Below are 20501 nucleotides of genomic sequence, written 5' to 3'. Positions count from 1 at the left end.
AGCGGGTATGAGGAGTATATACAATAGTCAAAATAAAACACAAGAAAAACAATATAAACTTTTATATTTTTTGCTTAAAAAACTTATTTGAGAAAATTCTTGGTAACTTTATAAAAAATGTATGTCCTCCTCATGCTCGTTATCAAAGCCGCACTTTAAACAATTCCAATAGATTGAATTCGAACAAAGGAAAGTAGTGTTTCTTGATAAAATATCTCTTTGGAGTCTTTATTCTTTTAAAGGAAATATAAGCTCTTAAAAATCCTTTCTAATAACAACAACCTTATGAACACTTTTATGATACTATATTTATGAAAGACAGATTTTTTTAAACAGCGTATATATTGCAGTCTTATTCATCAAATAAATGACTGAAAGATTGCTTCTTGTTACATCATCATTAGCCATAAGTTTATACTAAACTTTCTTCTAAAACAGTTTATTGATATTCTGGATTCTTTATCAAAACATGATCCATCATATACACCATAAAAGACTTAAAAGAATAAAAACGATTGATGCCTAACGCCATGAATAGCCCATTAACATCAACATCGCTTTGCCCAGAGCCACCTCAAAATTGCAATTTATGCCCTAGGCTCCATCAGTTTATCGCTGACTGGCGTATGAAAGAACCAAGTTGGTATAACGCACCGGTACACCCTTTCTTTCCCTATAAAGGAGCAGACACAACGCGTCTTCTCATTGTTGGTCTTGCTCCTGGATTACGCGGCGCCAATCGAACTGGACGTCCATTTACGGGTGATTATGCTGGGCACTTACTTTATTCTACTTTGAAAAAATTTGGATTTGCCCGAGGAACCTTTGAAGAAAGAGCTGATGATACTCTTGAACTGATTGATGCTGCAATCGTTAACTCTGTTCGTTGTGTTCCACCAGAAAATAAACCCACCGGTGCTGAAATTAACACGTGCCGCTCTTTCTTCTCGCCTCTTTTAACAAATCTTCCCAAACTTAAAGCCGTTATTACCTTAGGCACCATTGCACACCATTCAACCATACGCGCTCTTAATGCAAAAGTTTTAGTGCATCCTTTTGGACATGGCACAATCAATAACATTGGTAGATTACGCATCTTTTCCAGCTATCACTGTTCTCGTTATAATACGAATACTGGACGCTTGACAGACGCTATGTTTCACCAAATTTTTCAAGAGGCAAAAACATACTTAGATCAATGCTAAATCAATAAAACATATCCAAAACGATCATCCATATCTTTTTAAAAGTCTTGCTTTTTCACGTCCCCAATCACGTTTTTTTTCCGTTTCACGCTTATCATGAAGTTTTTTTCCACGGGCTAGAGCAATCTCTAACTTAACGCGCCCACGTTCATTAAAATAAAGTTTGAGAGGAATAAGTGTCATTCCTTCACGGGATGTTGCATTAAAAAAACGTGCCATCTCACGTTTTGAAAGTAATAACTTACGCAACCGTCGCGGCTCATGATTAAAACGATTAGCCTGCGTATATTCAGGAATATAGCTGTTTACTAACCATAATTCTCCATTTTCAAAACTCGCATAGCTTTCAGCAATATTAGCGTGATTAGAACGTAAAGACTTCACTTCCGCTCCTTGAAGAACAAGACCCGCCTCAAGATTATTCAGGATTTCAAAATTAAAACGTGCTTTACGATTGTCAGCAATTATTTTCCGTGCCGGCGCGTTCTTTTTTTTATTCATGGCTTTTTCAATATCATTTTATGCTTTTAAAAGACCAGCATGACTAAGGGCTGCATCAATAATCTTCTTTGTGCTCTGTGTTAATGGAACAATCGGAGAACGCACAGTCTCACCACAAAACCCCAATTTTGCAGCAGCATATTTAATCCCTGCTGGACTAGGTTCAATAAATACAGCACGATTGAGAGGCATAAGGCGATCATTTAATTCCCGTGCTGTTTTATAATCCCCGTGACAACAAGCAGCTTGAAGCTCTGCACAAAGTTTTGGAGCAACATTGGAGGAAACTGAAATACATCCGACACCTCCATGGGCATTAAAACCTAATGCTGTACAGTCATCACCGGAAAGCTGTACGAAATCTTTGCCACACTTTTCACCTTGTTCACTCACGCGCTCAATTCTGCTTGTTGCATCCTTAACACCAATGATGTTGTTAAAATCTCGATAAAGGTCTCTCATCGTTTCCACAGCCATATCGATAACAGAACGACCCGGAATATTATAAATTATAATCGGGATAGAAACAGCTTTGGCAATGGAAGAAAAATGCTTATATAAACCAGACTGATTGGGTCTATTATAATAGGGGGTCACAACCAAAACGGCATCTGCACCAGCTTTTTGTGCGTATTGTGCAAGCTCTATAGCCTCACTTGTGCTATTGGATCCTGCTCCAGCAACAACAGGAACACGCTTTGCGACCTGCTCAACACACAATGCTATAATTTGCTTATGTTCTTCATGACTTAAAGTTGCTGATTCACCTGTTGTCCCAACAGGGCTTACACCGTTAATCCCTTGTGTGATTTGCCATTCAACAAAATCACAAAACGCTTTCTCATCAATTGCACCCTTCTGATCAAACGGTGTGATAAGCGCAGTTATAGCTCCCTTGAGCATGATAAACTCCCTATAATGTTCGCTTTTATTTTTTTAATAATCGCCTTTATAAATTTTAAATAGAGCATAATCTTGCTCTATCATTGAAGCAAGATGAATTTCAAAAAAAGCCTCTATAAGATGAACATGTCCCTCCTTAAATTTTGAACATTTCGTTAAAATAAGCCATTTGTATTAACGCGTTTTTCATGCTTGTGTTCTATAACCCCTTAAGTTTTTACAAAAAGCAAGGTCTTAAGGTCTTTTTTCTATGCGTGTGTTTCCCACCTCTCTTTTCGTATCAACCCTTATTGCACTTATACTGGCAATAAGAATTTTATTTTCAAGTGCCTATGCACAAACACCTCTTTTACACGGGAAAGCACCAATCCCTTCAGCACGCCCTACCCCCCTTGCTATAAAACAAGAAGCTCAAGAACCTCTTCAACAAAGACACACGACATCGCACAATACTGCGACACTCAAGCAACTAAAAGCTGGGCTAGATGCCCTTGCAAACAACAATGTTGCAAAAACAATACACCTGCGTAATTCAATGGAAAAACATAGCCTTGATCGTGATATTCTGACATGGGCGCTGGTGCTATCAAACCAAGATAATATACCAAGTTCTGAAATATATAACGCAATCAATATGCTAAAAGGATGGCCCGGTATAGAAACGATGCAACGCAATGCTGAACGTGCTTTTCTTAACGAAACCAATGTCACACGTATCATCATCCAAAAATTTTCGCATCATCCCCCTCTCACAGCACAAGGCATGGCACTCTTCGCTAAAGCACTTATTGCAACGGGACAAATTACCCGTGCTCAACATGTTATTGCACCATGGTGGCATAAAACACCGCTTAATGCAAAAGAAGAAGTATTTGTTCTTAAAAATGCAAGCGCTGCCTTAAAACCTATTGATCATTTAAAACGCATGCAGTTTATGCTGTATGCACATCGTTTTGATTCAGCGGCATGCATTGCAAAATTAGCCCGTGCTCAATCTCTTTTTGATGCTTTTGTGGCCGTTGAAAAAAATGATCCCAGAGCGACACAAAAATTACAAGCTATAGAGAGAATATGGAAAAAAGATCCTCTCTTCCAGTTTGCTCGAATGCGCCATCTTCGGCGAACAAAGCAATATGATGCTGCCGCAACACTTATGATGAAAACATCAAAAGATACCTTCCATCTTATGAATCCTCATTCATTGTGGAAAGAACAACGCGCCCTTTCTCGAGAAATGCTCGATTTAAACAAACCAAAAATCGCTTATCAGCTCGTTGCAATGCATACTGGTATGACATCTGCATTAGCCGTCGATGCTGAGTTTCATGCAGGGTGGTACGCACTACGGTTTCTTCATAACCCTAAATTAGCAATGCAGCATTTTTCCCGTATTCCTCAACTCTCTTCTTTACCTTTTTCTGCATCACGTGGATATTACTGGATGGGACGAACAGCAGAAACGCTAGGAGAAAATAAAAATGCCCAGCATTACTTTCATCGTGCCGCTCATTTCGGTGCAACTTATTATGGACAATTAGCCGCTGCACGACTCAACCAAAAAAAGCTTAATATTTCCTTCCCCAAACCAACAACCGCTGAGCGACAACATTTTAGTGCACGAAAAGCTATCAAAGCAATTCAACGTCTTGAAGAAGCAGGCTATGCTGATTTTGCTAAAGTTTTTTATAGAGAACTCGGAAAAAAAATAGAAAGCCCCGGTGAATTAGCTCTTCTGGCTGTTATGGCAGAAAAAAATGGTGATTATTATACCAGCCTCAAAATCGGAAAAATGGCTGCCTTTCAGGGAAAAAATGTCGGCGCACTTTCTCATCCTCTGGGCGCCATACCAGCTTCTGCTCATATTTCTGTAGAAGAAAAATCACTTATCTATGCCATTGCACGCCAAGAAAGCGAATTTAATCCAACAGCCATATCAAAAGCAGGTGCACAAGGTATACTCCAATTGCTTCCTACAACAGCAAAAGCATTAGCAAAAAAATACTCAATCGCATGGTCTCATAAAAAATTTAGCAGTGATACTCGTTATAATGTGACATTAGGTGCCCATTTTCTCAATGAACAATTGGAACGTTTTGATGGATCCTATATCCTAACGCTTATTGGCTACAATGCGGGGCCCCGTCGCGTCAATGAATGGATAAAACGTTATGGCGATCCTCGAGGACAATCTCTCGATAACGTCATTGATTGGATTGAGCGCATTCCTTATACGGAAACACGGAATTACGTGATGCGTGTTATGGAAAATTACGGCGTCTACAAAGCAAGACTCACTGGAAAAATAGATATAAAAACCGACCTGCTTTCTGGTCGATGGAAATAATATGCCTTAATCTTCCCAAATACTCGTGCATTCTTAAGAGGATTTTTACTTAAGAGGATTTTTATTCCTTCCTAAAAGAGTATCAACATACAGCCTCATTCTTAACGTGCAAGGAAATGATTTTGATTAATTCAGTATCAATAGAGTTGAAATAAGAAAGTCCTACACTATTCGAGGCTCTCACTCCAAATATAAAATAATGAATTATCATTATAAATCAATATATTACATATTATCTAAACAGAGCTCGCCATAAAAATCAGCTAAATATTAAGGATACTCTGATCGTTTTATTCACTTTTGATGGTGGAGGGGGAGGAAAAGAACCAACGCGTTGAAGGGCTGCCATAGCCAATCGATCAAGTTCTGGATCTCCAGCAGAAACGACAACACGGCTAGAAAAAATATTCCCTCGCTCATGCACTCTAAATTCTAATTTTACCGTTCCTTTTGCTCGGCTGGTACGCTGTCCTACAACATAATTTTTTTGCTTTTCTAATTGCGACTGTACCTTTGCTAACCACTCCATTAACACCATATCTTCAAGCCCTGCGGTACTGCCGCTCTGTCTGGCAGCAACCGAACGCACGGCCTTTACAGATGACTGCTTTACAATTGTCTTTGGTTTTGTTTTTTTTTCAAATATTTTATCTTCTACTTTGTGCGGCAGAGATTCTTCCAAAGAATTTACTGTAAAATCATCTTTCTCTACAGTATGCTGGGGCTCTTCCGGTTGAATTTCATCCACCGTTTCCAGTATCTCTGGCTCTTGCTCAGCAAGATCCGGCTGTAACAATTCTGATTTTGTGCTAACATTTGATAAATCTGTATCATAATCTGAATTCGAGGAATCTCTATCAGCATCCAGATATACATTCTCTTGAGCAAGAGTTAGCATAACAGTCGACGAGAGCATACCGTTACTGACGCCAGTCTTTCGAAAATAAAACTGTGCTCCCAATGCAAGATGCAAAAAAAGAGCGCCAACAAATGCACCAATCCAAAGAGTTGATAACTGCCTCGTATTTGCAAAGTTCATCGTTTCTTCCGCCGCTATTCTAAATGCAATATTGGTCTTTCATCTCATTAAAACAAGCTGTTTGGAAATTGCAACTTTTTTCTTGACTGATTTTATCATGTTTAATATGGTTCCTCTGTGATTTTATATTGTTAAATCATTCCTGCTTTGTTGGCTAACTTGTGATCGGGTTAAGTCAAGTATTTTTACGGGCATTTATTATGTAAAGTTTCAAGCTTAGAGAGGGGATGTTTTAAAAAAGGTTATGATGTGTTATGCGAATAAGACGAGAAAATATCCATAAGAGCTGTGTGATTTTAAGTGCGTTATCGGTCTGTATACCTTCATTTGTTTTTGCACAAAACAGCGATAAAAATATTGTGACTGAGCTCAAACCAATCCTTATTAAAGGAAAAAAAATAGAAGACGCTTCAAATTCAATAACCATTCTAACAGATCGTAAAACTAATAAGAATATTGATGCAAAACAAATCACTGATGTTTATGATGTGAGTCGTCTTAATCCTTCTGTCTCCTATAACTCAGAGAATAACAGTTTCGTTGTTCGTGGTTTAGATGCAAACCGTGTTCTTACGACAATGGATGGTATTTCTCTTCCATGGTTTAACGATATATTCCGTGGTGGCGGTGGAAATACAACTTTTGATTTCAATGCTCTTTCTACATTTGATACTATTCAAGGATCAGATTCTAGTCGTTATGGTTCTGGCGCTCTAGGGGGAATAATTGCACTGCGTACCCTTAATCCAGAAGACCTTATCGTGGAAGGAAAAAATTGGGGAAGTCTTATAAAAGGTGGTTATCACTCCGTTGATAATAGCTGGCGTATCGATCAAGCTTTTGCTGTGCGTAATTACCGAACATTTTTGCTTTTCCAAGGGTCTTATGTAGAAGGTCATGAGCGCAAAAATATGGGAACAGTGGGAGGATATCAGGAACGCACGCGTAAAAACCCTTCTCACTTTGATAAAAATAACTTGCTTTTTAAAATCCATCAATATTTGAGTGATAATCATCGGCTTGGTTTTACCGCAGAACGTTTTGGTCATAATAGTAACACACATTCATTAAATGAATCTGCAAGATATGCTCTAGGTTCCGTTTATGATCAGGATAATAAAATTCGTGAGCGCTTTTCTCTTTCTTATGATTATAATGGTAATGGCGATGCGTTTCTTGATGCGTTTAGTGGGGTGCTTTTTTGGCAAAGGCAATCAAGTCGTCACGTTTTGACTGGCGTTCGTGTTTCAGCCCCTAAAGGGGATTATCTGAGAGATAATTTTTTGCGTAATATCAATTATGGTTTCAATGCTGATGCACTTAAAAAAGTCGATTTTGGCACTGTGAGCCATACGTTAAAGTTTGCAACGAATGTTGAGTCATCTAAATTTCATCACTATTTGTTAGGCAAAGACAATTGCCATGTGAAAGAATATGCGAAAGGATGTCTTTTCGTTCCTGCTAATCGATCAGATTCACCAGACACGAATGGTTACAATTTAGGTTTTGTTTTTGAAGATGAAGTTGGGTTCGTTGATGATCGTTTTCGTGTAACGCCGGGAGTCCGATATGATTGGTACAAATATATTCCTCAGAAAACGCCTTCTTATGAGAAAGCGCTGATTTCTGATAAATTCCCTCCAGAAAGAAGTGGATCACGTTTTTCTCCTAAATTGCGCATGGAGTGGGATGTTCGTAATCAAGTAACGCTTTATGCTCAGTGGGCACAAGCTTTTCGTGCACCGCGTATTCCAGAGCTTTACGTTTCTTATATCAAACCTTCTGCTTATTACGTGAAAGGAAATCCTGATCTTCAACCAGAAACAAGCAATGGGTATGATGTTGGTCTACGGTATGGAAATGCAAATTTCGGTGGCTCCTTCAATGCCTTTATCAACCAATATAAGAATTTCATAGATACTGAGGATAAAGGTCCATCAGATGAATTCAGATTTGCGCGTCGGCATTACATGAATCGTTTCCGCGTGCAAATTTTTGGTGTTGAAACAAAAGCGCATTTAGTTCTTAAAAATGGTTTTCATAGCAATGTTGCCCTTGCTTATTCACAAGGAAAAGATCTTGATAAAAAGGAGTATCTTAACTCAACTCCTCCTTTGAAAGCAGTTATCGGATTAGGGTATGCAAAAGAGGTTTGGGGAAGCGATATTATCCTTACTTTGGCAGCCAAACGTGACAAAGTAGCTAAAGCATCTGATTACCAAAAAATTCCAGGATACTATGTCGTTGATATGACAGGGTGGTGGAAACCATTCGGTGAAACGGGACCTATTTTAAGAGCCGGTGTTTATAATCTTTTCAATACAAAATATTGGAATGCATCAGAACTTCCTTCAGGTAAAAGTTCAACACCGAAGGATTATTATAGCCAGCCTGGTCGTAACTTTAAGGTGTCGTTCGTACAAAAGTTTTAGTCACTTCTGTTAGCGATTAGACCAAACCCGTATCGATAAAAGGATCAATTATTGTGTTTTCATTTTCAACATCTTTAAAATTACAAAGATTTGATAGAAAAGTTTTAATTCTTTCTGTTTTATCGTTTTTTGGTTGTTCAGCTGTTGGCGATAGAGCGTTATTGTGTGATAGATTGGACTTTTAAAAGAATTTAATCTATTGCCTTGGAATTATAAAATTTGAAAGTTAGTTTTTGAGTTAAGTAACATAAAGGTAAAGTCCATGGCATATACAGCTGAAATGATTCTTCGTTTGCGTGAAGAAAAAAAAGAAATGCGAAACCGCGATTTTGCGGTTTCGATTGGTATATCTGAAGCGGAACTTATTGCGGCCTATTGTACCGTTGGAAAGGCAAAAAGATTACAAGCTGATGTTGCTACTCTTTTGGAAAGTGCTCCTCGGCTTGGAACAGTCATGGTCTTAACACGAAACGAATATGCTGTTCACGAAATAACAGGGTGTTTTGAAAAAATCGTTCCAAACCAACATATTCCTATTACACTTGGTGAAATTGATTTGCGTATTTTTACAAAACAATGGAAGTTTGGTTTTGAATATGATGTCGTTATTCTTGGAAAACCTACCAAAAGTCTACAATTCTTTGATGAGCATGGCGTTGCTATTTTAAAAGTCTACTCTAAAGATGCGACCAACATGGAAGAATGGAATAAACTTGTTGAAAAGCTCCTTCTTGAAGATCAATCCTCTGTTCTTGACATTCTTCCCGTTTCTCTTCCAGTTCGATGTGACATAACAGAATTGGATATTGAGAATTTTCGGGATCGTTGGCGTAAAATGACAGATGTACACCAACTTCATAAAATTATTTCTGAATTTAAAATTAATCGGCATCATGCTGTAAAATATGCTGGAAATGAATTTGCCGATGAATTACAGGCAGATGTTGTTGAAATAATGCTTAACCGAGTCGCGGAACAAGAACTGCCTATTATGTGTTTTGTTGGGAATAAGGGGTGTATTCAAATTTTTAGTGGAATTGTAAAAAATATTAAGCAAATGGGACCTTGGCTTAATGTTCTTGATCCAGGGTTTGACCTCCACCTACTTACATCTGGGATTGCTAGTGTATGGCATGTTCGCAAACCTACCCGTGATGGCTATGTCAGTTCACTTGAAGTTTTCGATAAAAATGATGATATGATTGTTCAATTTTTTGGCTTGCGCAAAGAAGGTCAAAAAGAGCGTGAGGATTGGCGTACTTTATTGAAGTCTCTTCCTCCCTATCAAGAATTAGTCGTCGCTTAGAAAGATAAAATATGCTTATACTTCTTTTGCGTAGACACTTCAGTTTTTTTCTTCTTTTTCTGCTGCTTTCTTTTAGCTTCTTTTCTCAACGTGTCATTGCTGAACCTACCACACGTTTTTCTGAAAATGCACGGATTGTTTCCATTGGCGGTTCTCTGACGGAAATTGTTTATGCGTTAGGCGCACAGGATCAACTTGTTGCTCGTGATAGTACAAGCGTTTATCCTAAAGAAGCCCTCAAACTTCCTGTGCTTGGCTACATGCGTGCTCTTTCACCTGAAGGTGTTCTATCTCTTGCTCCAGAAGGCATCTTGCTTGTTGAAGGAAGTGGACCTCCTTCAACAATTGAAATTCTCAAAAAAACATCAATCCCTATCGTGATCATACCAGAAAATTATTCTCGAGAAAGTGTCATAGAAAAAATTCGCCTCGTTGGAAAAGCTATCCATCGTGAAGCACAAGCCACTGCATTAATTCAAAAAGTAAGCCGTGATTTTGTAGACAACGATGCTCTTTTGGCAAAGGTTACGAAACCAAAGCGTGTCCTTTTCATTTTATCCGTACAAAATGGGCGCGTTATGGCATCTGGAACAGATACAGCAGCTGATGGTATCATAAAACTTTCAGGGGCTATCAATGCCATTACTGATTATAAAGGGTATAAACTTCTCAATAACGAAGCGTTACTAAAAGCAGACCCTGATGCTATTTTGCTTATAACACATAGTGCAAAATCTATTAATCTTGAAAAACTTTTAGCTATACCAGCAATTCAAGCAACAACTGCCGCCAAAAATCGCGCTATTAAACAAATGGATGCTATGTACCTTTTAGGATTTGGTCCACGCACTGCAAATGCATCAAGAGAACTTATTCATATGCTTTATGGTGCAAACCAAAACGATAAAAACGGATAAAATTAGTAGAGAAACCATCCATGGTTTATGCATCTGAAACAGAGAAAAGTAAAAGAATAAAGCGCGAAAATTTAAGAAAAATACTCTTATTAGCTCTCATAATATTCCTCATCTTTAGCATTTTAAGCGGACTTTTAAATGGTGCTTCAAATACTTCACTCTTTGATTTTCTTTATAGCATGTTTACGCAAGAATTTTCTGTCAGTCGTAAAACACGCGATTATCTCATATTTATTGATATAAGGCTTCCTCGTGTTATCTTAGGACTATTGATTGGAGCAGCTTTGGCTGTCTCTGGTGTTCTGATGCAAGGACTTTTCCGTAATCCTCTTGCTGATCCTGGAATTGTAGGTGTATCAGCAGGAGCCGGTCTTGGTGCTGTTTTAGCAATTGTTGTAGGTTTTGCCTTTCCTATTTCATTTGCACCTTTTCTAGAGCCGTACAAGGTTATCATAGGCGCTTTTTTGGGAGGGCTTTTATCAACGATTGTTCTCTACATAATAGCAACGCATCATAGCTTTACCTCTATTGCAACCATGTTGCTTGCCGGCATTGCCCTTGGAGCCTTAAGCAGTGCAGTTGTCGGAACGTTGATTTTTATCGCAAATGACCAACAATTACGCGATATCACTTTTTGGAGTCTTGGCTCTCTTGCAGGTGCAACATGGTTGAAAGTATGGCTTGTTCTCCCTTTTATCTTTATTGGTCTTCTTTTCTCCCCCTTTTTATCACGAGCACTGAATGCTCTTGCACTTGGAGAAGCCGTTGCTGGTCATATTGGCTTCCCAGTTCAACGCGTTAAAAATATTGCGATTCCCCTTGTTGCTCTTATGTGTGGAAGTGCTGTTGCTGTCAGTGGTGGTATTGGTTTTATTGGGATTATTGTTCCTCATATTTTACGTCAGCTCATTGGTCCTGATCACCGCTATCTCATTCCTTATTCTGCTCTCTTGGGAGCAGCATTACTTATTTTTGCTGATACGTTTGCACGCTTAATTGTTGCTCCCGCAGAATTGCCAATTGGAATTGTAACAGCACTTTTTGGGGCTCCCTTCTTCCTGTGGATTCTTATATGCAAACGAGGAACAGACTTTTCATGATTGAAGCGATAAATATTTGCGTTCAGCGCGGGAAGAAACAGATTCTTAACAACATTAATCTTCAGGCTAAAAGTGGCGCTTTTACCATCATTATCGGTCCAAACGGATCAGGAAAAAGTACTTTTGTCAAAGCATTAAGTGGAGAAATTCCCTACAGTGGAAAAATAACCTTAAATGGTTATGATGTACGCCAAACAAAGACTTATGAAATGGCAAAAATGCGAGCCGTTTTACCACAATCAACAACCCTCGTATTTCCATTCTTAGTTCATGAAGTTGTAGGGCTTGGCCTTTCTGTAAACCAAATTACCATTGCCAAAGCCGAATTGCAAAATCTTATCCAAGAAGCTTTAGAGCGCGTTGACCTTTCTGATTACGGTAACCTGTACTATCACCAATTATCAGGTGGAGAACAAGCGCGCGTACAGCTTGCGCGTGTTCTTTGTCAAATCTGGAAACCCATTTATAATGGAATTCCTCGCTGGATGATATTAGATGAACCTATTGCTAGCCTCGATATTCAACATCAAATTATCGTTATGGACATTGCAAAACAATTTGCCCATTCTGGCGGTGGCGTTCTTGCTGTTCTTCATGATCTCAATCTCGCGGCACATTATGCAGATAACATGATCTTGCTCAAGGAGGGCGAGATTTATTATGAAGGAAATGCTTCTGCCGTTTTAACCACACAAAATCTCCGCGATGTTTATCATTGTTCCTTAAACGTTTCTGAATTGCCTAAAGAAGACATCCCATTTATTCTCCCTCAAACGGCATCATCTTGTGAAGTTAGGTCTCATCAAAGCTATTATCGGCTTCAATCTAAAAATTAAAATCCATAAAAAAATAAAACACGAAACTATCCAAAAGCCTGTTTTATTTTTTAAATGAGCGCCTTAAGAATATCAAATATGATCATATTTTTCCTTCTATTTTAAAATTGTTTTTTTAGCTCTTTCAAGTATCGTATGAACAGTATTATAGGCTCCGCTTTATATAAATAGAAATTAACGCGGAATTACTCCGCATTAATAAAATGAGCAAATGTGTAGAGATTCTTTATCCCCGATCATACTTATGATTTTATAGCATAAACAACGGTTGTATTAACAGGTCGCGTTTCTGCTTCACCCGTATGGGAAAGAGTTACCTTGTGTGTATGCGCACCAGAAGAATCTGTTGTCCCTTGCAAGGTAGCATTATAGGTATAATAATTCGGTAATCTCCCAATATTACCAGTTGGCCATCCAACGCCTTTATACTCAAAATTGTGTGCATGCTTGCCCGATTCTTCGATAGTTCCAATATGTGTATGTGATTTTATGCTATCTTGTTGTTCATCTGCAAATTTTCTATCATCATCTAAACCCCGTCCATCATCAAAACCACGTAAAAACATGCCTCTAAAATCAGGAACTTTAAAAGTTGTATCACTGTACTTTCCCCATTTATCACCTATTGCCTTGAATAACTGCGGATAATCTTTGCGCTTATAGGCCTTACCATCACATAAAAGCCAACCATTCGGCATATTTTGCATAGCAAATGTTGCAATGAATCCAGCCGGAAAAAATTCTATCTTTGGTGGTGTAGGATTTAATAAATACCAACCATCTCGACCTTCCATTGAAACATTGCCATTATATACCATTTCATAAATACCATCTGTTTGTAGCTCTCCCCCTTCTAACGGTATAACACCTGTATTCGTTGCTTTATAAATAGGCTTTTCTCCCATGCTATTAACTTTTACTGTCGTCGTGCCAACATTCACGCCATGGGCCTTAAAACGTATAATGATATCATTGTTGTATTTCTTTATAGGCGAAACTGTCTTTAAGGTAATTAATGTTGTTTCATCTTCCGCATTGATCATAAAGCCAGCGTCAATAGATCCACCATTATCTGCAAGATATTCACGCACGCGCTGCATCATCGCCCTTGCGCTATCATTGACAGAACTAGGCGGCTGTCCTTCTGCCCAATTAATAATATTATCTGAATGAGCATTTTCATCAGCCTTTAGCGACCAATCGTAAATATTTGACATTATAAATCCCCCATTATTTTCAACGTTTTTCTAACAACTTCTCGTTCTGTACTCTAAAAATGTGCCTGCCGCATTGTTATATCATAACCATTGCACCATCCCTATTTTATACATTCCTTCTCTCTTCACCCCTTTCAATTTAATAAGCTCATTTCATCAGATTTTTTTTCATAATATCAGTCTTAATGCTTCCACCTCTAATGCGTAATGTAGCACCTCATCTGATGTTATTTGATATCTTGTTTTGTTGCTTTGCTATCGTTAAACAATTACATTCCTAAATTTTGCATCTTGTTGCAAAATTTACAAATACCGTTCAAATTTTCCCTTACTATGGATTTCATATAAACATTATTGAATGCAATAACTTGTCATTTGCATAAAAAGTCGCTGATTTAAATTTTTAATGAAATATTTTATTTGTTTAATAAGTCAAATATTTCTTTTGACTATCATTTGTATTTAAAAAATTCAAAAGTTAGCTTCAAATTCTTTGCATGCCTCATTATGTTTTTATTTACATGCAGATACCTTACTCTATTTCATTCAATTTATTTCTGAAATTGTATTGCGAGCTCAACACCAATACTTTTCTGAACAGACTTCTGTGCAACCTCAATATATCATAGAGAATATATTCGATATGATAATTTATTCCCTTCAGTGAATTGAAATACTAAGGAAAAATCACAGAGTTTCCTTAAATCTGAAGATTGTACCGATCCAGATACCAAGAAACACACCCCACCCCTTAAGCCTTTATGAACATATCTCGCAAGATTTTTAAAACCAACGCTCTACAACCAAACCCGCCCTCATTTAAAACGGCTCTCCCTCTCTGTATATATTTTATTATAGGTATATTTTTTTTGCAAGAACAATAAATCCTTTTGAACATGATCTCGCAATTATTGGTGCTCTTCTTAATCATTGCACTATCAAAGTAAGTACTCTCTAAACTCTTTTGCTTACTCATCTGCCTCATCAATCCAAACAAAAAATGCCCGATTGATTTATATTTTCTCTCCCCAACTATCAAAAACAATTTCTTAATATATAGTTTATCACTTCATAATGCCTCTTTTTATTCTTAAAAAATACACCAAAATCGTTAAAAATAATATCTTTGTGATTGACAATATCCATATTTAAGCCAATCATACCAGTGCTAGCAAAAGTGTTTATGTGGGGGAGTGCAGATATTATTTAGATATTGCATTAATCTTTTCAAAATAAATTTTCTTAAACTTTATTGAAGATCACTGACTATAAAAGGTTAAAAGCATTTCTTCATTCAAGAATACATAATTGATCATTTGAATATATCCCCATACCCCTTAGTTTTTGAACTCTGTGTTTAGAAGGAAAAATTTGTGCCAAAAAATATTCCATCAATCAGTTGTAGCCCCTTTCCCGCCTCACGCAAAATTTATCAACAGAGCCCTCTTTTTTCTGATGTGCGTGTTCCATTGCGTGAAATTTCATTAACCAATGGGAGTGGTGAAAAACCTTTAAATGTTTACGATACTTCTGGTCTCTATACCGACAAAGATGCAATCATTGATCTTACAAAAGGTTTACCCGCAATTGGCTCATCTTGGCTCTCTAAGCGTGATGATACTGAACCTTATCCTGAACGTCCAATTAAACCTGAAGATAATGGATTAATGCGCTCTCCTATACCCGCCTTTGAAAAAAAACGGTCTATTTTGCGCGCAAAAAATGGCAAAGAAATTACACAAATGGCGTATGCACGTGCAGGTATTATTACCGCCGAAATGGAATATGTTGCTATACGAGAAAATGAAGGGCTCTCAATAAAAGATCAACAAAAAGCGCAATCAAGTCCATTGGGGGGAGGAATACCAGAAATTTATACTGCGGAATTCGTTCGGAATGAAATTGCAAACGGACGCGCCATTATTCCCCAGAATATCAATCATCCAGAATGCGAACCAATGATTATTGGGCGCAATTTTCGTGTTAAAATTAATGCCAATATTGGCAATTCAGCTGTAACATCTTCTATGGCAGAAGAAGTTGATAAAATGGTTTGGGCTATTCGTTGGGGCGCAGATACAGTGATGGATCTCTCGACGGGGCGAAATATTCACAATATCCGTGAGTGGATTATTCGAAATTCTCCTGTACCCATCGGGACTGTTCCTCTTTATCAAGCGCTCGAAAAAGTACAAGGTATTGCTGAAAATTTAACATGGGACATTTTTCGCGATACTCTTATAGAACAAGCAGAACAGGGCGTTGATTATTTTACTATTCATGCTGGCTTAAGGTTACCATTTATTCCAATGACCATTGATCGTGTAACAGGGATTGTGTCGCGGGGTGGTTCTATTATGGCAAAATGGTGTCTTCATCATCATAAAGAAAGCTTTCTCTATGAACATTTTGATGAAATTTGTGATATTGCAAGCACCTATGATATCTCTCTTTCCTTAGGAGATGGATTACGCCCTGGCTCTATTGCTGATGCTAATGATGAGGCCCAATTTGCTGAACTTAAGACTTTAGGAGAATTAACAAAAATTGCTTGGGGAAAAAATGTACAGGTTATGATTGAAGGACCTGGACATGTTCCAATGCACAAAATTAAAGAAAACATGGAACAACAACTCGATCTTTGTCATGAAGCCCCTTTTTATACTTTGGGACCTCTTACAACTGATATCGCTCCTGGTTATGACCATATTACTTCCGCCATTGGTGCGGCTATGATTGGGTGGCTTGGAACCGCTATGTTGTGCTATGTAACACCTAAAGAACACCTAGGGCTTCCCGATAAAAATGATGTCAAAACCGGAGTCATCACTTATAAAATTGCCGCTCATGCTGCTGATCTTGCAAAAGGTTTGCCCAGAGCACAATTACGCGATAATGCTCTCTCACGTGCACGATTTGACTTTAGATGGCATGATCAATTCAACCTTTCTCTTGATCCAGAAACGGCTTGTGCCTTTCATGATGAAACAATGCCAAAAGATGCGCATAAATTGGTGCATTTTTGTTCCATGTGTGGACCAAAATTCTGTTCTATGCGTATTTCCCATGATATTCGAGATGCTGCAGCACTCCAAAAGACAAAAGGTGAAGGTATGGTTGCTATGGCTGAAAAATATCAAGAAAGGGGTGACATTTATGTCGAAGCACCTCAAAAAAAGAGAGTAAGTAGTTGAAGAATATTCTTATCAAAGGTGCGGGGGTCGGTGGTTTAACGGTTGCTTTTATGTTACAACAAAAAGGCGCTCATGTTACTGTATCGGCCCCTCCTTCTTCTCCTATAGGAACGGCAAGTTGGTATGCGGGAGGAATGCTAGCACCTTACTGTGAAAGAGAAAATGCTGAACAAATTGTTGAAGATCTTGGTGTACAAGCCATAGAGTGGTGGTGCAAAACATTTCCAGATCTTGTTACACGAAAAGGAACTTTAGTTGTCGCACCAGCACGAGATAAGGTAGAACTTGAACGATTTTCAGAGCGAACACATCATCATAGAATTATAAATGGTGAAGAAATAACGCGCCTTGAACCTGATCTTGCAGAACGTTTTAACCATGCGCTTTTTTATGAAAATGAAGCGCATCTTGATCCTCGCAAAGTACTTATTGCTTTAAAAGAAAACCTAATAAAAAGTGGCGTATGTTTTGTTGATGTCAAAACGTCTGAAACAAATTTTGATATGGTCATTGATGCAACAGGAATAGCACGTTTAGGAAAAGATAAAGATATACGAGGGGTGCGGGGTGAAATGCTGCTCCTACGCAGTAGGGATATTAAACTTTCCCGTCCCGTTCGTCTTCTTCATCCCCGTATTCCGCTCTATATTGTGCCGCGGCAAGATAATATTTTTATGATTGGTGCAACGATGATTGAGAGTGACTTTGATGGCGCCATCTCTGTCAGATCAATGATGGAATTGCTCAACGCTGCCTATACATTGCACCCTGCTTTTGCTGAAGCAGAAATTATTGAATCTGGTGTTGGGGTTCGTCCAGCTTATCCTGATAACTTCCCTTCTGTATACAAATATGGTAATCACATTTCTATGAATGGATTTTATAGACATGGTTTTCTTTTATCTCCAGAAATGGCAAAACGAACAATGAAATTGGCATTGGAATAAAACATGCAGATATTTGTTAATGGTGAAAAACTTCAAACAGAAGCCACTTTTCTTAATCTCTTGCTTGTGGAATTGGGATATGAAGGAAATTGGCTAGCAACTGCTGTTAATGCTGAGGTTGTTCCTTTAGAGGCGCGCGATCAATTTATTTTGCATGAAGGGGATAAAGTAGAAATTTTAAGCCCAATGCAAGGAGGCTAATATTTATGTTGAATCTTTATGGACGTGAATTCTCATCCCGTCTTATGTTAGGTACAGCACAATATCCCTCCCCTGCAATTCTGCGTGATGCTATTTGTAAATCCGGTACAGAAATTATAACCGTTTCATTACGCCGAGAAAGTGCTGGGGGAAAACAAGGAGGGCAGTTTTGGCAATTCCTTCAAGAGCTCGATATAACAATACTTCCCAATACCGCAGGTTGTTACACTGTTAAAGAAGCTATGACCACGGCCCATTTAGCACGAGATCTCTTTAAAACTTCTTGGATTAAACTCGAAATTATCGGAAATGCCGATACCTTACAACCCAATGTTTTTTCTTTAATTGAAGCAGCAGAAATTTTAAACAGTGAAGGTTTCCATATTTTTGCCTATACAACCGATGATCTCATTGTGGCTGAAAAGCTTCTCGATGTTGGTTGCCGTGTCATTATGCCTTGGTGCGCGCCTATTGGTTCTGCTAAAGGCCCTCATAATATCGATGGACTGCGCTCTATCCGTGCTTACCTTCCTGATGTTACGCTCATTATTGATGCTGGCATTGGGCGTCCATCCCATGCTGCTGTTGCTATGGAACTGGGTTATGATGCTGTGCTTCTTAATACCGCAGTTGCTAAAGCAGGTGATCCTGTCTTGATGGCTGAAGCATTTTCTAAAGCTATCCAGGCAGGGCGTATGGGATATAAAGCAGGTATTCTCGAAGCACGCAATGTAGCGGTTCCTTCAACGCCCGTTATTGGTAAAGCGGTATTTTGATGAAATTGGATCCTTTTTATCTCATCGTTGACAATGCTGATTGGGTTGAACGCTTGGTTCCTCTTGGTATAAAACTCATACAATTGCGTATGAAAGACGAAAACCTTCAAACAATCAGTCAACATATCAGACGCGCAAAAAACATCTGTGATAAATGGGAAGCACAACTCATTATTAATGATCATTGGCGCATTGCCATTGATGAAAAATGCAATTTCATTCATCTTGGGCAAGAAGATCTAAGCAATGCTGATCTTCCTGCAATTCGCAAAAATGGTATAAGATTTGGTCTTAGCACTCATGATAACCAAGAATTGGATATCGCCCTCTCTGTTCATCCTGACTATATTGCTCTTGGTCCTATTTATCCGACAATCTTAAAAAAAATGAAATGGCAACCTCAAGGATTAGAAAAAATCAAACAATGGAGAAAACGAATTGGTGCTTTACCTTTCGTTGGAATTGGTGGTTTAAACCCAGAACGCGCAATAGATATTTTGAAAGCAGGAGCCAATAGCGCGGCTGTTGTCACCGACATTACCCTCCATAAAAAACCCGAAGAACGGGTAGAACAATGGCTCAAGGTGACCCAGCCATGGCGTTGACACCTTCTATTCTCATTGTTGCAGGCACTGATCCAACAGGAGGTGCTGGTATTGTTCGTGATATAGAGACAGCTGCACATTTTCACATCAAAGCAAATTTAGCCATCACTTGTGTAAATGTACAAGATGATCATCACGTCGCTGAAATTGTACCCATGAATGAAAAACTTATTGCCGCACAAATGCGTATAGCTCTAGAGGCTCATTCAGTCAGCGCAATAAAAATTGGCATGACCGGAAATCAAGCAATTATAGCAGAAATTTGTCGTGTACTCGAAGATTATCCCCATATTCCCGTTATTCTTGATCCGGTACTGGTTGCTTCATCAGGGGGAAAACTAACAACGGAAAAAATCATAGAAATTATGATCAATCAGCTTCTCCCATATGTGACTCTTTTAACACCCAATAGAGACGAACTCGCTCTTCTAAGCCAAACCCCACTGGCATCTCATCATGAAGAGACCATACAACAAGCAAAAAAACTTTTGTCATTGGGCACTCGCTCTATTTTAGTAAAAGGGGGGCATGCAGAGGGATCTCTTGCAATTGATAGCTTCATTGACAAAATGGAAGTCATCAATATTTCTGCTCCACGTTTAAAAGGAACAATGCGTGGAACAGGGTGTATTCTCTCAAGTGCCATTGCAGCCCATTTGGCACTCGATGAATCTCTTATTTCAGCTGTCAAAAAAGCAAAAGCATATACCCACACATTGCTTTTAACCCATTGTAAAAATATTTTTTAAATAATATCAGATTATATAAAAGTAATATTTATGTATTTTTGTTCATATAAATAGTATTTATAAATAAAAATCATAAAAATAAATAAAAATATTGTCATTCATACCACTTGCGTTCCGTAGAGAATTCTTTTACCATGGAGAGATTAGTCTGTTTAAAAAGTTGAAATAGCGTAATTTAAACAAATTTTACATTTAAAGATGTCTATAATTGTAAAGATTCGTATTTTAC

At 38.2% G+C, this 20501-nt stretch carries 17 protein-coding genes; 13 read left to right on the top strand and 4 right to left on the bottom strand.

Going from position 1 to position 20501, the window contains the following annotated elements:
* Positions 1-530 precede the first annotated feature (530 nt).
* Positions 531-1205, top strand: a complete 675-nt coding sequence (locus PVV70_RS03905) for a uracil-DNA glycosylase (RefSeq protein ID WP_273758031.1) — start codon at positions 531-533, stop codon at positions 1203-1205.
* 24 nt (positions 1206-1229) lie between these two features.
* Here PVV70_RS03905 and smpB read toward each other — a convergent pair whose 3' ends face one another.
* Positions 1230-1706, bottom strand: a complete 477-nt coding sequence (smpB, locus tag PVV70_RS03900; RefSeq protein WP_273757982.1) for an SsrA-binding protein SmpB — start codon at positions 1704-1706, stop codon at positions 1230-1232.
* 18 nt (positions 1707-1724) lie between these two features.
* Positions 1725-2609, bottom strand: coding sequence for a 4-hydroxy-tetrahydrodipicolinate synthase (gene dapA, locus PVV70_RS03895; protein ID WP_273757981.1), 885 nt, complete (start codon positions 2607-2609; stop codon positions 1725-1727).
* A gap of 250 nt (positions 2610-2859) precedes the next feature.
* On the opposite strand from dapA, the gene PVV70_RS03890 reads away from it, so the two are divergent.
* Positions 2860-4953 (top strand): lytic transglycosylase domain-containing protein, encoded by a 2094-nt coding sequence (locus tag PVV70_RS03890; RefSeq protein WP_273757980.1) that lies wholly within the window; start codon positions 2860-2862, stop codon positions 4951-4953.
* 259 nt (positions 4954-5212) lie between these two features.
* On the opposite strand, the gene PVV70_RS03885 is transcribed toward PVV70_RS03890, so the two are convergent.
* Positions 5213-5992, bottom strand: coding sequence for an energy transducer TonB (locus PVV70_RS03885; protein ID WP_273757979.1), 780 nt, complete (start codon positions 5990-5992; stop codon positions 5213-5215).
* Positions 5993-6246: 254 nt separating this feature from the next.
* Here PVV70_RS03885 and PVV70_RS03880 point away from each other — a divergent pair, with 254 nt between their 5' ends.
* From PVV70_RS03880 to PVV70_RS03860, 5 genes are all read left to right on the top strand, one after another.
* Positions 6247-8424 (top strand): TonB-dependent hemoglobin/transferrin/lactoferrin family receptor, encoded by a 2178-nt coding sequence (locus tag PVV70_RS03880; RefSeq protein WP_273757978.1) that lies wholly within the window; start codon positions 6247-6249, stop codon positions 8422-8424.
* A gap of 262 nt (positions 8425-8686) precedes the next feature.
* Positions 8687-9730 (top strand): hemin-degrading factor, encoded by a 1044-nt coding sequence (locus PVV70_RS03875; RefSeq protein ID WP_273757977.1) that lies wholly within the window; start codon positions 8687-8689, stop codon positions 9728-9730.
* 11 nt (positions 9731-9741) lie between these two features.
* Positions 9742-10647, top strand: coding sequence for a hemin ABC transporter substrate-binding protein (locus tag PVV70_RS03870; RefSeq protein WP_273757976.1), 906 nt, complete (start codon positions 9742-9744; stop codon positions 10645-10647).
* 20 nt (positions 10648-10667) lie between these two features.
* Positions 10668-11747 carry an iron ABC transporter permease gene (locus PVV70_RS03865; protein ID WP_273757975.1) on the top strand — a complete coding sequence of 360 codons (1080 nt, stop codon included), beginning with the start codon at positions 10668-10670 and terminating at the stop codon, positions 11745-11747.
* Positions 11744-12583: a heme ABC transporter ATP-binding protein gene (locus PVV70_RS03860; protein WP_273757974.1), complete on the top strand. Its 840-nt coding sequence runs from the start codon at positions 11744-11746 to the stop codon at positions 12581-12583. The genes PVV70_RS03865 and PVV70_RS03860 overlap by 4 nt, the downstream gene beginning before the upstream one ends.
* 242 nt (positions 12584-12825) lie before the next feature.
* Here PVV70_RS03860 and PVV70_RS03855 read toward each other — a convergent pair whose 3' ends face one another.
* Entirely contained in the window at positions 12826-13800 is a 975-nt protein-coding gene (locus PVV70_RS03855) for a phage tail protein (protein ID WP_273757973.1), read from the bottom strand.
* Between the two features lie 1373 nt (positions 13801-15173).
* Between PVV70_RS03855 and thiC the strand changes: the two genes are divergently transcribed.
* Genes thiC through PVV70_RS03825 form a run of 6 tightly spaced genes read left to right on the top strand, consistent with a single transcriptional unit; the run spans position 15174 to position 20272 of the window.
* Positions 15174-16994 (top strand): phosphomethylpyrimidine synthase ThiC, encoded by a 1821-nt coding sequence (gene thiC / locus PVV70_RS03850; RefSeq protein WP_273757972.1) that lies wholly within the window; start codon positions 15174-15176, stop codon positions 16992-16994.
* Positions 16991-17941, top strand: coding sequence for a glycine oxidase ThiO (gene thiO / locus PVV70_RS03845; protein WP_273757971.1), 951 nt, complete (start codon positions 16991-16993; stop codon positions 17939-17941). The genes thiC and thiO overlap by 4 nt, the downstream gene beginning before the upstream one ends.
* 3 nt (positions 17942-17944) lie before the next feature.
* Positions 17945-18142 (top strand): sulfur carrier protein ThiS, encoded by a 198-nt coding sequence (thiS, locus tag PVV70_RS03840; RefSeq protein ID WP_273717599.1) that lies wholly within the window; start codon positions 17945-17947, stop codon positions 18140-18142.
* A gap of 5 nt (positions 18143-18147) precedes the next feature.
* The gene (locus tag PVV70_RS03835; RefSeq protein ID WP_273757970.1) at positions 18148-18918 is read left to right on the top strand and encodes a thiazole synthase; all 771 of its coding nucleotides are present in this window, start codon (positions 18148-18150) and stop codon (positions 18916-18918) included.
* On the top strand, positions 18918-19523 hold the full coding sequence (locus PVV70_RS03830) for a thiamine phosphate synthase (RefSeq protein WP_273757969.1): 606 nt from the start codon (positions 18918-18920) through the stop codon (positions 19521-19523). The genes PVV70_RS03835 and PVV70_RS03830 overlap by 1 nt, the downstream gene beginning before the upstream one ends.
* Complete coding sequence (locus PVV70_RS03825) at positions 19514-20272, top strand: hydroxymethylpyrimidine/phosphomethylpyrimidine kinase (RefSeq protein ID WP_273758030.1); 759 nt, start codon at positions 19514-19516, stop codon at positions 20270-20272. Before PVV70_RS03830 ends, PVV70_RS03825 begins: the two co-directional genes overlap by 10 nt.
* Positions 20273-20501 lie beyond the last annotated feature (229 nt).

The sequence above is a fragment of the Bartonella sp. AU55XJBT genome (assembly GCF_028618525.1).
The sequence above is the reverse complement of the archived record's forward strand: the minus strand, read 5'-3'. Positions and strand labels throughout refer to the sequence as shown.

Excerpts from the sequence above, each read along its gene's own strand:
- PVV70_RS03835 (WP_273757970.1), top strand. The coding sequence starts at position 18,148 with ATGTTGAATCTTTATGGACGTGAATTCTCATCCCGTCTTATGTTAGGT.
- dapA (WP_273757981.1), bottom strand. The coding sequence starts at position 2,609 with ATGCTCAAGGGAGCTATAACTGCGCTTATCACACCGTTTGATCAGAAG.
- PVV70_RS03830 (WP_273757969.1), top strand. The coding sequence starts at position 18,918 with ATGAAATTGGATCCTTTTTATCTCATCGTTGACAATGCTGATTGGGTT.
- smpB (WP_273757982.1), bottom strand. The coding sequence starts at position 1,706 with ATGAATAAAAAAAAGAACGCGCCGGCACGGAAAATAATTGCTGACAAT.
- PVV70_RS03885 (WP_273757979.1), bottom strand. The coding sequence starts at position 5,992 with ATGAACTTTGCAAATACGAGGCAGTTATCAACTCTTTGGATTGGTGCA.
- PVV70_RS03865 (WP_273757975.1), top strand. The coding sequence starts at position 10,668 with ATGGTTTATGCATCTGAAACAGAGAAAAGTAAAAGAATAAAGCGCGAA.
- PVV70_RS03870 (WP_273757976.1), top strand. The coding sequence starts at position 9,742 with ATGCTTATACTTCTTTTGCGTAGACACTTCAGTTTTTTTCTTCTTTTT.
- PVV70_RS03855 (WP_273757973.1), bottom strand. The coding sequence starts at position 13,800 with ATGTCAAATATTTACGATTGGTCGCTAAAGGCTGATGAAAATGCTCAT.
- PVV70_RS03860 (WP_273757974.1), top strand. The coding sequence starts at position 11,744 with ATGATTGAAGCGATAAATATTTGCGTTCAGCGCGGGAAGAAACAGATT.
- PVV70_RS03880 (WP_273757978.1), top strand. The coding sequence starts at position 6,247 with ATGCGAATAAGACGAGAAAATATCCATAAGAGCTGTGTGATTTTAAGT.
- PVV70_RS03905 (WP_273758031.1), top strand. The coding sequence starts at position 531 with ATGAATAGCCCATTAACATCAACATCGCTTTGCCCAGAGCCACCTCAA.
- thiS (WP_273717599.1), top strand. The coding sequence starts at position 17,945 with ATGCAGATATTTGTTAATGGTGAAAAACTTCAAACAGAAGCCACTTTT.
- PVV70_RS03875 (WP_273757977.1), top strand. The coding sequence starts at position 8,687 with ATGGCATATACAGCTGAAATGATTCTTCGTTTGCGTGAAGAAAAAAAA.
- PVV70_RS03890 (WP_273757980.1), top strand. The coding sequence starts at position 2,860 with ATGCGTGTGTTTCCCACCTCTCTTTTCGTATCAACCCTTATTGCACTT.
- PVV70_RS03825 (WP_273758030.1), top strand. The coding sequence starts at position 19,514 with ATGGCGTTGACACCTTCTATTCTCATTGTTGCAGGCACTGATCCAACA.